10 protein-coding genes and 2 pseudogenes are annotated in these 15,586 nt (G+C 36.1%); 5 read left to right on the top strand and 7 right to left on the bottom strand.

Features of this window, described 5'->3' with window-relative positions; all coding sequences use genetic code 11:
- Window positions 1-173 precede the first annotated feature (173 nt).
- The 3 genes and pseudogenes from AAZO_RS02005 (at window position 174) to AAZO_RS01995 (ending at window position 4,250) form a co-directional block, all read left to right on the top strand.
- Window positions 174-1,307 (top strand): annotated as a pseudogene (locus AAZO_RS02005) (nucleotidyltransferase domain-containing protein).
- Window positions 1,307-2,569, top strand: coding sequence for a proton extrusion protein PcxA (locus tag AAZO_RS02000; protein WP_013189992.1), 1,263 nt, complete (start codon window positions 1,307-1,309; stop codon window positions 2,567-2,569). The pseudogene AAZO_RS02005 and the gene AAZO_RS02000 overlap by 1 nt, the downstream one beginning before the upstream one ends.
- Window positions 2,570-3,032: 463 nt before the next feature.
- Window positions 3,033-4,250: a hypothetical protein gene (locus AAZO_RS01995; RefSeq protein ID WP_013189991.1), complete on the top strand. Its 1,218-nt coding sequence runs from the start codon at window positions 3,033-3,035 to the stop codon at window positions 4,248-4,250.
- A 127-nt stretch (window positions 4,251-4,377) separates the two neighbouring features.
- Here the strand turns inward: AAZO_RS01995 and AAZO_RS01990 are convergent, their stop codons facing one another.
- The 4 genes from AAZO_RS01990 to AAZO_RS44520 form a co-directional block, all read right to left on the bottom strand.
- Entirely contained in the window at window positions 4,378-6,270 is a 1,893-nt protein-coding gene (locus AAZO_RS01990; protein ID WP_013189990.1) for a transketolase, read from the bottom strand.
- 867 nt (window positions 6,271-7,137) lie between these two features.
- Complete coding sequence (locus AAZO_RS44530; protein ID WP_476691475.1) at window positions 7,138-7,260, bottom strand: hypothetical protein; 123 nt, start codon at window positions 7,258-7,260, stop codon at window positions 7,138-7,140.
- Between the two features lie 527 nt (window positions 7,261-7,787).
- The gene (locus AAZO_RS44525; protein WP_476691474.1) at window positions 7,788-7,937 is read right to left on the bottom strand and encodes a hypothetical protein; all 150 of its coding nucleotides are present in this window, start codon (window positions 7,935-7,937) and stop codon (window positions 7,788-7,790) included.
- A gap of 12 nt (window positions 7,938-7,949) precedes the next feature.
- The gene (locus AAZO_RS44520; RefSeq protein ID WP_041639258.1) at window positions 7,950-8,132 is read right to left on the bottom strand and encodes a hypothetical protein; all 183 of its coding nucleotides are present in this window, start codon (window positions 8,130-8,132) and stop codon (window positions 7,950-7,952) included.
- A gap of 369 nt (window positions 8,133-8,501) precedes the next feature.
- Between AAZO_RS44520 and AAZO_RS01980 the strand changes: the two genes are divergently transcribed.
- Both AAZO_RS01980 and AAZO_RS01975 read left to right on the top strand, forming a co-directional pair.
- A complete protein-coding gene (locus tag AAZO_RS01980) occupies window positions 8,502-8,837 on the top strand; it encodes a hypothetical protein (protein WP_228371438.1) in 336 nt (111 codons plus the stop codon).
- Between the two features lie 82 nt (window positions 8,838-8,919).
- A pseudogene (locus AAZO_RS01975) lies at window positions 8,920-9,371 on the top strand (DUF4231 domain-containing protein); the annotation flags it as partial.
- Window positions 9,372-9,515: 144 nt separating this feature from the next.
- On the opposite strand, the gene AAZO_RS01970 reads toward AAZO_RS01975, so the two are convergent.
- The 3 genes from AAZO_RS01970 to AAZO_RS01960 form a co-directional block, all read right to left on the bottom strand.
- Window positions 9,516-12,449, bottom strand: coding sequence for a hybrid sensor histidine kinase/response regulator (locus tag AAZO_RS01970; RefSeq protein WP_013189989.1), 2,934 nt, complete (start codon window positions 12,447-12,449; stop codon window positions 9,516-9,518).
- Between the two features lie 161 nt (window positions 12,450-12,610).
- Entirely contained in the window at window positions 12,611-14,863 is a 2,253-nt protein-coding gene (locus tag AAZO_RS01965) for a methyl-accepting chemotaxis protein (RefSeq protein WP_013189988.1), read from the bottom strand.
- A 150-nt stretch (window positions 14,864-15,013) separates the two neighbouring features.
- Window positions 15,014-15,529, bottom strand: a complete 516-nt coding sequence (locus AAZO_RS01960; protein ID WP_013189987.1) for a chemotaxis protein CheW — start codon at window positions 15,527-15,529, stop codon at window positions 15,014-15,016.
- Window positions 15,530-15,586: the final 57 nt, after the last annotated feature.

Here is a 15,586-nt window from a genome sequence, read left to right as displayed (position 1 = left end):
TTTAAGCATCTGGGCAGTATCTACCGGTAGAGTTGCTCAGATTTTTTTCAGCGTTTATTTATAAATTTGGTAAGGTTAAAATAGATATCTAGAGACTAGATCAACAATAATATTTCACTATATCATCTTATGGATGCCGTACCACTAGTTATCATTAGGTTTGATAAAAAAATATGAAAAGAATAGAAGTTGAACCAAGAAGTATTTTTATCGGCTTGGCAGGTAGTTACGGCTATGGTTTAAATCGTCCCGACTCCGATTATGATTATCGGGGCGGGGGCGTATTTCTTGCCCCTAAGTGTTACTATTTGGGATTCTCTAGCATAGAACAAAAAGATACAGACTGGGATGAACCAGACATATTTCCCTTTATAGATGGTAATGACGATACTGTTATTTATGAATTAAGGAAAGTATTACATTTATTGGCAGGTGCTAATCCCAATATTCTAGAATTACGCTGGTCGCCCACATATCCAACTTTAACTAATGTTGGACAGCATTTGATTAATCACAGACAGCTATTTTTGAGTAAGAAATTTAAACATACCTATTATGGTTATGCTTTTGCTCAAATTGAAGAAATGGAAACTCATCGCAACTGGTTGTTAAATTCACCCAAGAAGAAACCAATACCTAGTGATCTTGGTATAGAAGATGAACCACCTTTGAGCAAAGATAAAGATGCTCTATAAGAGCATCTTTATCTCTTAATTAGGGGCAAAGTTGAATTTTTAGAAGAACCCGAGCAATTATATAAATTGCTGACAGCAAATATTGATTTTGAAGGCATATTAAAACAATATGCTTTAGCTGATAGAGCTGTAGAATACAGCCAAAATCTAACTAATAGCCCTAAGGATTTGATTCGGCTGTTGCAAAAAAGTCAAAGCTATCAAATCGTGTTAAGAGAATGGAAGGCTTATATATCTTGTCTTGGCAGCCAAATAGAAATCCTGCTAGATCTGAAATTGAAAGAAAGTCATAACCTGACTTGAAACACCGAATGCATTGTATTAGATTACCTACTTCGTAGTGGACTAGAAGTATTGTAAAAAGGAGAAGTAATTATCAATGAAAATATTGCTGGATGTATTGATGATTGAAAAGCTATTTTCAGAGAAAATTCTACTTATTAACAATTGATTAAAATGGCGGAAGACTTAGTGAATAAAATGGATATCTAGTGTGAGCAATCTACCTTACCTCATAAACGATATCTAGAAAAAATTAATGATCTGTATATGGAATTAGTTAAAATGCAAGGTTGGGAAGAGTTCAATAAAGTTCCTGTAGGAGAATTTTGATGAATGGTAAATTTTCTACTCAATATACAAGAGTAATCAGCCAAAAAATTAAAGAATCCTGGCGTTTATTTGATCAGTGGTTTTCAAATACTCCAGAAAGAGCTATTTTAGAAGCTTATGAAGCGGCACAAGCGATTCAAAGAATTGAAGTTGAGCAATTCGGTGGTAAAAAAATTACTCATCAATCAGGGAATTTTAGTGAAAATGTCATGGCTTTCTGGCAAGGAAATTTAAATAGGAATTTAGCTATTATTAGAGTTAGATTAGCAGAATTTCACGTAGTACTTACTTTTGTCAATATTTCAGATCGCAGCTTCTTAGAAAAACTCAAATTTATTGATGAAGTAATATCTAAATATGTCGATCAAAATAAAATCATTAACGAACCAATAGAAAATTCTATTCGGGCAGGTAAAAAACAGCTAAATTCATCGGAGCCAGCTATTTTTAAAGAAGCATCTGCAACTCAACGTACTGGTGTATTTCCCAGGTCAATTAGTAGAACTTTTAATAAAATTGCTCAAGATTTTACTCCCCAGGCAGAAGAAGAGTTTGTCAAACAATATCGAACTTCTAGAAATAGAACTATCAGGGCAGTTAAATTTTTCTTAATACTGATTATTGTACCACTATTAACTCAGCATTTTTCTAAACAATTATTAGTCAACCCTGTGGTGAAACATTTCAGATACGAAAAAACGACGCAAATTTTTATCAATTCACTAATGGAGGAGAAAGCATTGAATGAATTAAAAACTTTTGAGCAAGGATTGAAATTTAGATCCCTCGTCCGTCAAGCACCAGAAATTTCATCTGAAAACTTTGAAGCAAATGTTAAAAATAAAGCGATTGAGATAGCAGAAGAATTCCGCAATAAAACTAACGGTGCTATCAGCAACTTATTTGCTGATTTTATATCACTGATTTCCTTTGCTATAGTAATTGTTCTGAGCAAAAAAGATATCATCTTTGTTCAGTCTTTTATAGATAAGCTTGTTTATGGTTTAAGTGACAGTGCTAAGGCTTTTTTAATTATTTTACTGACAGATATATTTGTAGGATTTCACTCTCCCCATGGCTGGGAAATTCTTTTAGAAGGTTTCGCAGAACATTTAGGTTTACCAGCAAGTAGAAATGGAATATTTTTGTTTATCGCTACATTTCCAGTAGTTCTAAACACAATATTCAAATACTGGATATTCAGCTATCTAAGTCGCTTATCTCCTTCTGCATTGGCAACATTAAAAGAGATGGATGAGTAGGAATGAATAGTTCATGTAGGTATTTAGCTAATATCCTTGTATCCTACAGCTATAGATTGTGTCCCAATACGGCTAAGTTAAGGGGGAATAAAAATCTTTATCCCTTAACCCTTGCCCTACTAATACTATTGGGGAAGGGTTAAGGGATATTAACAGGAAAATAAAAAACTTTATTGGTAATTTTGTCAAGTTCCAAAAATTTTTCATGAATCTAGATAAATATTTAGTGCAGAATCTCCGATTATCTGCTAATAATTAGGTTTAATAATTGCTTTTGTTGATAAACATACAGCAGGAGTCAGGAGTAAAACTCTCTTGCTGTCTAGGTTTCAACTTAGATTCTGTACCTCATTGATCTGCAATCTGCTGTAAAAGTAATTATTAAGACGTATAAGTGATGCACTATGAAGCATCACTTCTAGCTTAGAAATGAATTTAGAAGTTTAGTTCCCGACTTAGCCTTATGAGTGTCTTATTCAATAGTAAATTCCAAATCACAGCAGGTATTGTTACTTTTTTTTTGGTTGTTTTAGCTCATCAAAACCTATATGCACAATCAGAAATTCCGCAAGTAATTACGCAACCACAAATTACACCAACTGAATCTATTAATTTATTCAGTCAGCAAAATCAAGCTACATCTATATTCTATTCTGTCATTGATGAATGGCAAAAATATAAATATAGTGTCAATGGTAAACAGATTTTAAAATCTGTACAATTACCAACAGCTAAAGTTAATTTCAATCAAGCTGATTTATTAACTGTTCTCACTAATACGCGCAAATATTTCCAAGATAATACTGACAAAGATCCTAATATTTCCCGCAATGGATTGTTATTAAGCCAAGGTGTGACTGTACAGGACGTTCTCAAAACTTTGGATTTTATGATTACTGTTTTGCAGGAAGATATTAGTAATAATCGTCCTACTCGTTTACAAGATCCTAATTTTATCAATGCTAATTTTCGAGTAATTAAATGGTCAGCTTATAATCTTAATTATCCGCAACAGAAACAATTAAGAATTACAAAGTATGCAGTTTTTAAACATCCTGGCTCTCGATCTAAAACATCTCAATATAATATACCGATTTATAGTCTGAAAGACAATTTAGGAAATGATAATTTCTACACCAAATACACTAAACAAGATGTTTTATCAGGTATTTATGAACCTGGTGGCAAAGAATTTGGAAGGGTAGAATCTTTGGCATATCTCACCCGTCAAGGTTTAGAGGAAGCATTAATGCAGGGAACTATCTTGATTAATTTTACAGATGGTTCACAAGGGTTGTTTAATGTGGATAGCAATAATGGAATTTCTTATGTAATAGGAGTAAAACCCACATTGCAAAAACGTTATTGGTATTTTAGAAAAGTTGATGAGATCAAAGGTTATGGATATAAGATTGATGCGAAGATTTCTATTAAGCCAGGTGTAACTTTTGCTGGAGATATCCTCAATATTGGGTTGGGTAGAGTGATTGTTATGGAATATAATCAAGGTGGACGCAAACGCCTACAAATGGGTGTAATGGCAGATACTGGTGGGGCATTTTTACCAAATTTGCATCAACTCGATTTTCTGGCAGGTATTTTTGAGGATCAAAAAGATTTTAGGCAGCATATCCAGCAATTACCTGAATATGGGACACCTTATATTTTGGTAAAAAAGTGAAAGTAGTATTATTGAGAATTGCGAGCGTATCTACCAAATGTACAGAATCTACAAAAGTGACAAAAGTGCTGAAAATTTCCTCCCACACTTGAGAAATTGGTAAGTGTAGGCTTCTGAACCAATTTGGCTAAGATACTCCTACCAGTCGCCTAACTTGTGATTTCACAACTTCTACAATGGCATCTGCATCAATTTTAGCAGCATGGAGTAGTTCTTCAGGAGTTCCAGAAGTTGGCATATTTTGAACTGCAAGTTTAATAATCTGTAATTGCGGAATTTTGTAGGCAGGGGTGGTACTATTACCAGCAAAGGCATCTAAGACAGCCGCACCTAATCCTCCTTCTGGCCAATGATCTTCTACAACTACTAAATTACCGTTGGTATCTTTTGCTGCTTGATGTAGTGTTTGCACATCAATGGGTTTAACGGAATAGGCATCAATAATACGGGCTGTGATCCCTTCATTTTTCAATCTGTCATAAGCTTTGAGGGCTTCATGTACAGTGATACCTGCGGCAATAATTGTGGCTTGGTCGCGCTCGGACCGGTGGATAACTTTGCTGCCACCAATGGAAAATTGTTCTTCACTACCATAAATTACAGGTGTGCTTTCTCTGGTGGTGCGGAGGTAAACTATACCAGGGGCATTACTCATCTGTGGTACTAGTTTAGCAGTCTGATTAGCATCACTGGGATACAATACAGTGCTATTACACACAGCGCGAAAAGCTGCTAAATCTTCTAATCCCATTTGGGAAGCACCATCTTGACCAATGGAGACACCCCCATGAGAACCAACTAACTTAATGTTGGCACGAGATACCGCACCCATCCTAATAAAGTCGTAACCACGAGTTAAAAAAGCTGCAAAAGTAGAAGCAAAGGGTTTGTATTTTCGGACCTGCAAGCCTACTGCGGCTGCTATCATTTGCTGTTCAGCAATGTACATCTCAAAGTAGCGTTCTGGAAAAGCTTCGGCGAAATCTTCCGCATAAGTGGAATTACTCACCTCCGCATCAAGAGCAACCACATCAGGTTGCGATGCGCCTAAAGCTAATAAAGCATCTCCATAAGCGCGACGGGTGGCTACTTTATTGCCTTTTTGATATATGGGAAGTTGTAGGGGTTGAGGTACTCCCAGTGTAGCGGGTTGGCTTTGTTCTTCTGGTTTATCAACGGTAATGGTAATGTGACGTTCTCCACCTAGTTCCGTAATAGCTTGTTGTTCTTGATCCTGTTTCAGTGCTTTACCATGCCAACCACCTAAATCTTCTAAAGCCTTCACACCTTTACCTTTCTTTGTCCTAGCAATAATCACCGTGGGACGGTCATTTATAGCCACGGCTGCACTAAAAGCTTGGTCAATTTCTGTTAAATTATGACCATCAATTTCTATTGCTTGCCAACCAAAAGCCTTAGCACGATTGCCATAAGCTTGTGTATTCCAGCCTAATTCAGTTTGACCACGTTGACCAAGCCGGTTGACATCAATAATGGCGAGCAGATTATCTAATGTGTAGTGAGAAGCATGATCAAAAGCTTCCCAAATCGAACCTTCAGCCGTTTCACCATCCCCCAATAATACCCAAACATTATAAGGTAATTGGTCTAAATATTTACCTGCCAAAGCCACCCCCACACCAATGGGTAAACCTTGTCCGAGAGAACCTGTTGCCACATCCACCCAAGGTAAAATTGGTGTGGGATGACCTTCTAAACGGCTACCAGACTGACGCAATGATAGTAATTCTTGGTCAGAAATGACCCCCGCAGCTTTATACATGGAATATAGTAGAGGTGCAGCGTGTCCTTTGGAAAGAATAAAGCGATCGCTATTCGGATTTTCTGGATGATCAAAATCGTAGCGAAGATATTTAGATAGAAAAACCGCCATCAAATCAGCGGAAGACATAGAAGAAGTAGGATGACCTGAACCTGCGATCGTTGTAGCGCGAATACTATCCACACGCAACTGTTGAGCTAGTTCTTGCCATTGATATAGTTGCTCTTGGGTGGTCATGGTTTTTAGGGAATAATAATCAGGGTTTTTTGGCAAAAATTTGAGATTAATGGTATATACAGCGTTTTAGATCTAAATAGCCCACATTATAAAAATGCTACAGACAACATCTCTACAGGTGTGGAAATTTTATTTTGGTGTTTCATTGACCTAAGAATTTATCTTGGCTTGGGTTTAATTTAGAGAGTTGGTTTTATAAAGGCTTCTAGCTAATGGAATAAACATAATTTATATCTAAAGACTTACAAACTTAACTTTCATGGTTGAATTTCAATCTTTAGACAGAATATTCCTGAGCGACAACTAATAATAATTCAGCATATTTTTTTTACAGCAACCAAAATAGTCAAGCATTTATAAACTTTCCAAAAAATCAAATTTTCTCAACTATAAATAGTTTACTTTTCCTTGTAAGGATTCAGGTCTAAGGTAGAGGGATTAAAGAAGGTGTATGGAAAGCAGAGTGAACCATGGCTTTCATAGGTTGGTCAAAAAACTCAATTAGAGAAAGTGGTTGACGGCGATAAGTTTGTATAACCGTCAATAAGTTGGCAGGATGTTCGAATAGCTCCAGAGAAAGAGAACCACCACAGACTTTTCGATGTGTCAGTGCTAAACCTAACCTTGGTTCAGCTAAATTATGATCAAGGTCTATTGCCTAAGGAAGGTAACAGTTTACCAGGTTCCCCTGGGGCTTGATCAATAAATGAATGGAAGATTCAACTTTTGGTTGAAACTAGGATGGCCAAGTCAAGAACTCATGAAGGTTTTGGGTTTGTTGGAATAAAGGGTAGTTTTTAAAACCTTCATCTATGAGGACCATGAATTTTGTGCCAATTTCTTGGTGATTGAAGCCAGGAATCTTGATTAGTGTCTTGAAGTGACGGGGTAGGGTAGATGTGCCTGACATTTCTGTTGAGCTGTAACCGGATAACCGTTATAGGCAGTAAGGTCATCAGAACTGAGTACACCAGAGTAACTTGAACCCACAATGGATTCTAATTCGCCAGGACAAGGAGTATCAGACCCATGAAATCAAGGGAAGTCACTATTGGCAAAAATCCATAACCATTGTTTCAGCCCTTTGACTACCCAGGGTATTTCATCCCCAAGGATATGAGGCTGGGTTTGTTTTATCCACTATTTGAGGCTATGAATACTTTGAGCCACTGGACCATCTATTCCTTCATTGGTACCTACTAATGTTCCCACTCCAATTTCCATTTGACCCACTTCCCACAACAAGAAGTGTTGTTTTTCATAGGGTCAATGACCCTAGTTATTGATCCATCCCAAAAAAGCTTGTCCTGTGATTCCTATATCTTGTCCCGGTACTATCTCTGGTGACCAGTGTGCCATTTATGTTTCCCCACACACACTGGAAATCTACGTATATCTTTCATATTCTACTATTTGGATTGGCCTGTCCACCAACTCCCCTAGTTGTTGTGTTTGGATTTTTATTGGTTCGCCAAATAATTCCCCCTGACCTCACCATCCACACACTTGCCGTCCCACTATCTCAAATGTATTCTATCTACTCCACCAAACCCCTTTCTCCTTTTTCCCCTATGCCCTGGTTGTCCTCCTGGCTTCCGTTTTCGTGTCTGGTTTTCTTCTCGTTTCTCTTGTTGTTTGTTCTCGGTTTCTTTGAGGATGTCTCCCAAGGGTGGTTTGGATCATGTTATGGTCTCTAAATCTCTACTGACTTTGAGTTTCTCTATTTCTTTTTCCAGTTCTACTACCCTATTTGTTAGGTCCTCTATACTTTTCTCCTGGTCAATAATGATTTCTACCAGTTGCTCTATTGCCAACTGCTTCAATATCTCTCTGTCTAGTTTTGCTCCCAGCTTCTTTTCCATAACTGCTATATTCTGCCTCACCTATCACACTTGTCAATACCCCACCACCTCAATCCTTGCTTTTTCTTAATTACTCGTGAACAAATATTTTAAAAGTTTTATGTTTGCTTATATTGATTTACTTATTCAAGAAATTTAAAGAAATTTAAACTTTCTCATCTTCCTTAGATTAAACCTACAAGCTGGCATTTTCAGGACTGTATTTTTGGTAAGTATTAGGCTAATAAGCTTGTAGTAAATGCTACTTTAGTGTATCATAATTGGTTGTTTGTGAAATAAACCTTGTTCGGGACTTTCACCCAATTTTTAATTGAGCCAGAAGTTCTCTGTACATTTCATCTATTTTCTTACCCAGGTGAAAAAATGCCATTGTTTTTAAAGCTGATTGATTATCTATTAGCAGCTGTTTTTATCAGTGCGGCAATCATCATTTATTTCGCTTCTAGTAATCAACAGCATGTAATAGTTGGAGCAGGAGCTTTAGCTGTTGCAATTTTTTCGTTTCTACTCAACAGAAGCTCAGTTAATAATGCTCGTAAAGATGCACAACAGGCTGAACTACAACAAAAGGCTGAAATTTACACTTCATTGTTAACTCATAGTAATTCCTTAGAAAACAATAGACCTCTTGCAAAATTAATTTTAGTTATAATGGGGGGTTATCTTTATTTTAGCCAAAAGTTAGAGTTACACGGTTATGTTTGAATTAGGGAGCGCAAAGAACACCAAAAATACATAATATCTAAAATTCTCTATCATACCACATAAACAATTTTGCAAGAGGTCTAATGGAGTTGTTCCGGCTAGAGCCAAAGCTTTGGAATATTGTCAAGATTTGATTAATGCTTATTAATGCTTACAAAAGCACTAGAAATTAGGCAAGAAATCTTTACTATGTCTTGCAGATTTCTACCGTTATTTTGTCAGGTATAACACCAATTAATTTATTGTTAGTATTGGTAGATAAATTAGAAGTAGGACAAGCTTGGCTGAGGTGGCTATCGGTAATTTGTCCGGCTCTTGCTTCTATCATCGCTAGTATTGTCACTTCTTTTCCTTTCCAAAAAAATGCCGTTGCAGCTAACACAACTGTTGAGTTGTTAGAAGCAGAATAAGAGAAATTTATCTTGGGAATTACTCCAGCCTACCGTTGTTATGATGTTTCTGGAGAAGCTGAACAACAACAAAGAGTAAGTCAAGCAGTAGTTTATTAACCAAGTCAATAGGATTTACCTACAATAAGTTCAACAAGCAACTGAACAACAGGATAAGAAAAAAGAGATAAATACAACCTAAGAATCTAGTGCTGATAAATCCAGAACCGAATGCTCTTCTGAATTCAGTTATCACTTATTATTCTTTCCTTGCTCCTCTAACGTTTATTCAATTATTTACAGAGCCACTTTCCACAATCCTAAAAATCATTTTTTCCAATGTTCTCAACAAATCTTGTTCATTATAAGGTTTAGAAAAATAAGCTCTTGCTCCTAATTGCATTGCTAGTTGACGATGTTTATTACTACTACGAGAAGTCAACATAGCAACAGGAATATTCCTTAAAATATCATTAGATTTAACTCGTTCTAAAAAACTATAGCCATCAAGACGTGGCATTTCAATATCACAGATTACAGCTTGAACTTTTAAACCACTTTCTAACTTTTCCCAAGCATCTTGACCATCTTTAGCCTGTTCAACTTGATACCCTCCTTTTTCGAGAGTTAAAGCTAAATAACGTCGGACATTAATTGAGTCATCGACGATTAAAATCATGCCTTTTTGGTGAGTAGGGCTAGTAATGGGTTTATGCTTTTGTGGTTTGAGAAAAGCTGTTTTTAATTTAGTTGCAGGTGATTTATTACTTAACTGACTACTTCTATGGGGGCGTTGATTGTTAGTAATCCAAGATACTAATTCATTAGTGTTTATTAATGGTACTACCCGACCATCACCGAGCATTGTACAGTTACTAAAACCATCAGGTAAAGGGATTTTTCCCTCAACTTGACGAATGGCCACTTCTTGCTCACCCCAACAGCGATCTATTTGTACAGCTACGGGTTGATGATCATTTTTGATAATTAACACACTGCTGGCATTAATTCCCGTAGGACTTTCTAATTCTAAATTATTGTAGTGGGAACAGTTAAAATCAAAGTAATTCCCAAGTCGCATTAAAGGTAGCATGGTATCTTGCCATTTGAGAAACTCCCCACCATCCATAGCGAAAACCTGATCACTTCCTAGTAAAAAGATTTCTGCAACTAGATCTGTAGGAAATGCCAAAATCATGCGGTGATTTAAACCGCTACCTGTTTCACTTTCTACTAACAAAACTCGCGCTACAGACAGTGTAAATGGGACTGATAAAGTAAAAGTTGTACCAATTCCTGGCTGTGTATCAACTTTAATATCGCCCCGGACGAGTTGTAGGTTATTACGAACTACATCCATTCCCACACCACGACCAGATAAAGCCGTAACTTTATCAGAGGTGGTAAACCCAGGTTCAAAAATCAGTGATAATAGTTCTTCTTCACTAGCTGCAGCTATTAATGCTGTATCCAAACCCATAGCTATAGCACGTTGGCGGATTTTTTCTAGAGAAATACCTCTACCATCATCAGTGATAGCTATGATGGTGCGATCGCTCCGATGATATCCTTTAATTTCAATCAATCCTTGTTCAGGTTTCCCTTGAGCATGACGGGTAGCATGATCTTCAATTCCATGATCAAAAGCATTACGTAATAAATGCATTAAAGGCTCATTCAAAGCCTCTAAGATGCTGCGTTCAATTAATGTTTTACCACCTTCAATTTTTAATTGAACATTTTTATCATACTCAATATTTAAATCGCGGATAGCTCTGGGAAATCTTTCTACCAAATCAGATAAAGGACGCATCCGCACCTGTGTCAACTTTCTCTGCACTTGCTTAGAAGTTTTATTTAACTTCCGCGCAATTTGATCTGTATCATCCACACTAAGTTGAATATCACTGGCAACTTCTGCTACCTGTACAATAGTTTCCATCAACTCCTGAGATAGCAGGTTTAATTTTTGATAGCGATCTATTTCTAAACTAATTACCTCAGAGTCTGTAACCTGCTCATCTGGTGTTAATACTCCAGAAGACATAGTTTGGTGAAAAAGTTTTTGATATGCTGAACACACTTCTCGATGCTCCTGGTCAAGAGTTTGCACTCTTTGGCTCAGTCCTAAAACTAGTTTACGTAATCTTTCTAATTGAGAATTTAAGCCATTACGTTGAATAATTATTTCCCCAAATAAATCATTAATTTCCTCTAATTGCTTACTGGGAACTCTAACTGTATTTTCATGATTTTCTTTATCTTTAGAAACACCAATAATTTCTCCTTTACGTTCAATATGTTTATAATCTAAAGAAGGAATCTCTGGTGGTAACTCTATTTCTAAAGACTCAAAATCAGGAACTTGCTTTTCAGCTACCAAGGTATCTTCTTGATTGATAGCTATTGGGGGAATATTGATTTGCTGAGGAGTGAGGTTAATAACTACTTCACCTAATTTAATTTCTGTAGGTAATCTATCCCTTTGATTTGTCAGGACTAAAGCTTGCGATCGCCTCCAAGCTTGCAATGCTAATTGACTAATTTCTAAATAACGATCAGGCTGACTTTCTAAATAGTGATTAACTGATTTACAAAGCCGGACAAAAGCATGTACCTGAAGCATTTCTCCTAACCCACCCAACTCGGAAGCCATCACATCTACTGCTGTTTTTAAATCATTTGTTGGATGACTTTCTAATAAAGATTCTAAATGTTGTAAACATTCTTCCACCTCAGTTTCAAACAGCAAAGGAACAATTTCTTGCCCATCTTCCGGTGATAGCATTGTGGTGACATCCTCTGGAGAAGGATCACCCAAACGCTGATGCAGTTCATCAAAAATGGGATAACAAAAAGTTTTTAACCACTTATCATCTAGAGATTTTTTCTCTGATAACAAATCCACAATTTGCCTTAACCAGTCAACTCCAGATAACAATAGACTCTGCAAATGAGTATCAATCTCTAGAGATTTATTGCGAGTTTTTAAAACTTTAAAAGAATCTTCTAAACGATGCGCCAAATTACTCAATACTTTAAAACCCATCATCGCTGCACCACCCTTAATAGAATGGGCAGTTCGCATGGCTGCATTAATTTTCTCTAATTCGATATGTTTACTCGTATCAATTTCCAACAAGATAGTTTCTAAAGTATTCAAATAATCGGTTGCTTCTTCCAGAAATTGCATCTGGATTTCCAATTCTTTATCACTAGTCATAAATCATCAGTCCTCATTAGTTGTTAGTCCCTAATTATTAGCCAGAAATAAACTTCAAAGATGAGAGATGCAAAATGAAAAACATAGGTGTATTAACACCTTTGGTGAGTTAAGTTGGTGAGTTCAGTTGTGAAAATTAAAAGCTAGATATAATATATTAATCAATTGATTTTGAAAGTTTCTACGTTGTTTTTTAATTGCTGGGAAATAGCCGCAGTTTTTTGTAAAGATTCAGAAATTTGGAGAGAAGAATCTTTAGTAAGTTGAGAAATAGCAGCAATATCTTGCATCAATTTGCTAATAAGTTGGGATGTTTCTAGCTGAGAACTAGAAGCAGTAGCAATTGAATTTAGCAAAGTATCTATTTGCTGGGAAATATCTAAAATATCATTTAAACTCTGCTTGGCATGTGCAAAAATCTGCGTGCTTTTAACTACCTGATTATTTCCCACTTCCATTGCTTGTACAACTTCATTTGTATCTCGTTTAATTTTTTCAATAATTTGCTCAATTTCTTGGGTAGCAGCCGCACTACGAGCCGCTAACTCTCCTACTTCTTCAGCAACGACAGCAAAACCTTGACCTTCTTCTCCTGCACGGGCTGCTTCAATTCCCGCATTAATTGCTAACAAATTAGTTTGCATGGCAATTTGATTAATTAAAGACACCACGCAGGAAATTTGTTGAGAAGATTCACCCAAGTACCTGACTTTTTTAGCCGTTTCACCCGCAGTTTCCTGTAAAGACAGAACATTCTGCACTGTCAAATCCATCACTTTTTCACTCTCAGCAGCAGTTTGATGAGCATGATGAGCGAGCGCACTAACCTTTTGAGCGCTAGCCGCTAAAACTTGCATGGAATTGGTCATTTGCTCAATCCTTGTTAAGGAGCAATTTATATTTTCAACTTGTGTAGTTGCTTCCTGTGCTAAGTAATTGAAATAATCTTGATTTGAATCAAGGGATGTATTCACTTGACAAGTAGTTTGTTGAACTCGGATAACTATATTGCGGAGATTTTCTACTATTGAGTTAAAAATATTGGCAATATTACCAACTTCACCATCTATCACATCAGCGTGTACAGTTAAATTTCCCTGAGCAGCAGTTTCTATCTGGTTGATTAACTTCAGAAGTTGCAGACGTAAAGTATCTTTTTCTTGCCATTCTTGTTCAAATGTAGATTCTTGATGAGCCTGAATATGCCATTCTTTAAGCGCAGGGGGTAATTCTTCATTTTTTCGCTCGCTCAGGGGAATATTAGTTTCTTCATTGGCTAGAGTTTCTATCCGTGCAGATTCAGAGTGATTTTGCTTTGTTAACAGCTTGATCAATCCAGCTGCAAGCAATGTCATTAATAAGGCTGTTATGGCTGTTATCTGAGCAGTTGCTATCAGAAATTGTCTTTGTGGATATAGAGTGCTCGCTGCATCTTTAGCTAAAATTAATTGCCAGTTTAAATCTGGTAAACCTTCAATTTTTTTAAATGGCACATAACTGACTAGCTGTAATGGTTGATTAATTGTTTCCACTTGTGTAAACTCACCACCATTTCGTTTGTTTAGGAATTTAGACAAACCAGGATATATTACAGTAGCTTCTTGTCCTAATAAATCTTGCTTGGGACTAAAAATAAATTTCCCTGAATCATCTAGCAAATAATAGTCATCACTATTAGGGAAATAATTTTTTATTTCCGCTGCTAACAGATCTATCGGTATCCGAGTTCGCGCTACAGCAATAGTTCTTTGGGTTACAATATCTTTCACAGGTGCGGCAATATATATCACCACCTTGTTGTTTTTTAATGTTTCTGGTTGACTAATAACTAGAGCATTATTTCGCAGAACTTCTTGAAAGTATTTCCGGCTTTTTTCTTGTCCACTAGTTCCACCCCTAGACTGTATCATTACTCTGCCATTAAGATCAAAAACTGCCAGATGATCATAAATTTTATAGGTATCAATAAAACGATTTAATATAGCCTGCTTTTCAGTAAAACTGCTAATCTTACCAACTTCTTGATTTGTCAGGAATGGTAGATGTGAGATAATTTGAATATCTCCATATTTCGAGAAGATAAAACGGTTAATAATATCACTTAAACTAGTTACTTCTGCTTCCTGAGTTCTCACAATTTGCTTACTAATAGATTTACTGCTAAAGCTATAAGCCATAAAGCCAATTCCCAATACAGGCAATGTACCTATAGTAATAGCGAAAATTACTTCTTTTGCATTAAGTTTAAATTTCTGTAAATGTCTAACTACATAATTTCTATGATTATCATCAGTAATTGTGATATCAGGTTGATTGATAATTTCTCCTTTATTTTCATTAACTTTCGATGATGCCAGCAAAGATGCTGTATTTTGAGCATTACCAGTTTGAGCAGTATCAGTTTTATTAAACATAAATTAATTCCCCCTGAATCCATTTAATAATATGAGTAAAACCTGATTTCTATAAACTTCATCACTTACAGTGTATTCTAATTTGTAGAAAGTACAAAATAAGATTGATAAAGCGATACACCAACATATTTCAACGAGTAGAATACACTGCTAAACCTTACTGCTACTGTAATCAGTGCAAGAATTAGCATAATTTACAATATTCTGTGCATCTAAAACTAGCAATGTTTCTTCCTTTTGTTCGACACAACCACATAAATAAGGTACTAAACTAGCTGCGACTTGTCCGATAGGAGAATGAATATCATCTGCTATCAATTTAATCGTACCTTTAATCTCCTGCACAACTAAACCTAAAACCATTGATTCCACGTTGACGACAATAATATTGTACTGCTGAAGAGGATAATCTACTCCTTCTAAATTGAACATCTTTGGCAGATCAATTACCCAAATAATTCGACTACGCCAATTCATTAATCCTAATATAAAAGCGGGCATATTAGGTATAGCTGTTACTGATGTAACAGGTACAATAATCGCTTCTTGAGTGTGATGAATTGATAAAACAGCTGTAGTTTGTTGATTGAGTTGAAACTTCAGATAGCTATCTGGTAAAGACTTTTGGCTGGGTTGATAATAAAGGGTTACTTTTGGATTTGTCATTGCTTAAAGAGCTTATACCAATTTTTAACAAATATTTGGGTTTGATTGTTAGTAATT

Source organism: 'Nostoc azollae' 0708, from assembly GCF_000196515.1.
GTDB classification, from domain to species: Bacteria; Cyanobacteriota; Cyanobacteriia; order Cyanobacteriales; family Nostocaceae; genus Trichormus_B; species Trichormus_B azollae.
Note: the sequence above shows the minus strand (reverse complement) of the source record. Positions and strands in the feature narration are given on the sequence as shown.

Bases quoted from the DNA above. Each gene is read 5' to 3' on its own strand.
- AAZO_RS02000 (WP_013189992.1), top strand. From the start codon at position 1,307: ATGAATGGTAAATTTTCTACTCAATATACAAGAGTAATCAGCCAAAAA.
- AAZO_RS01995 (WP_013189991.1), top strand. From the start codon at position 3,033: ATGAGTGTCTTATTCAATAGTAAATTCCAAATCACAGCAGGTATTGTT.
- AAZO_RS01990 (WP_013189990.1), bottom strand. From the start codon at position 6,270: ATGACCACCCAAGAGCAACTATATCAATGGCAAGAACTAGCTCAACAG.
- AAZO_RS44520 (WP_041639258.1), bottom strand. From the start codon at position 8,132: ATGGAAAAGAAGCTGGGAGCAAAACTAGACAGAGAGATATTGAAGCAG.
- AAZO_RS01970 (WP_013189989.1), bottom strand. From the start codon at position 12,449: ATGACTAGTGATAAAGAATTGGAAATCCAGATGCAATTTCTGGAAGAA.
- AAZO_RS01965 (WP_013189988.1), bottom strand. From the start codon at position 14,863: ATGTTTAATAAAACTGATACTGCTCAAACTGGTAATGCTCAAAATACA.
- AAZO_RS01960 (WP_013189987.1), bottom strand. From the start codon at position 15,529: ATGACAAATCCAAAAGTAACCCTTTATTATCAACCCAGCCAAAAGTCT.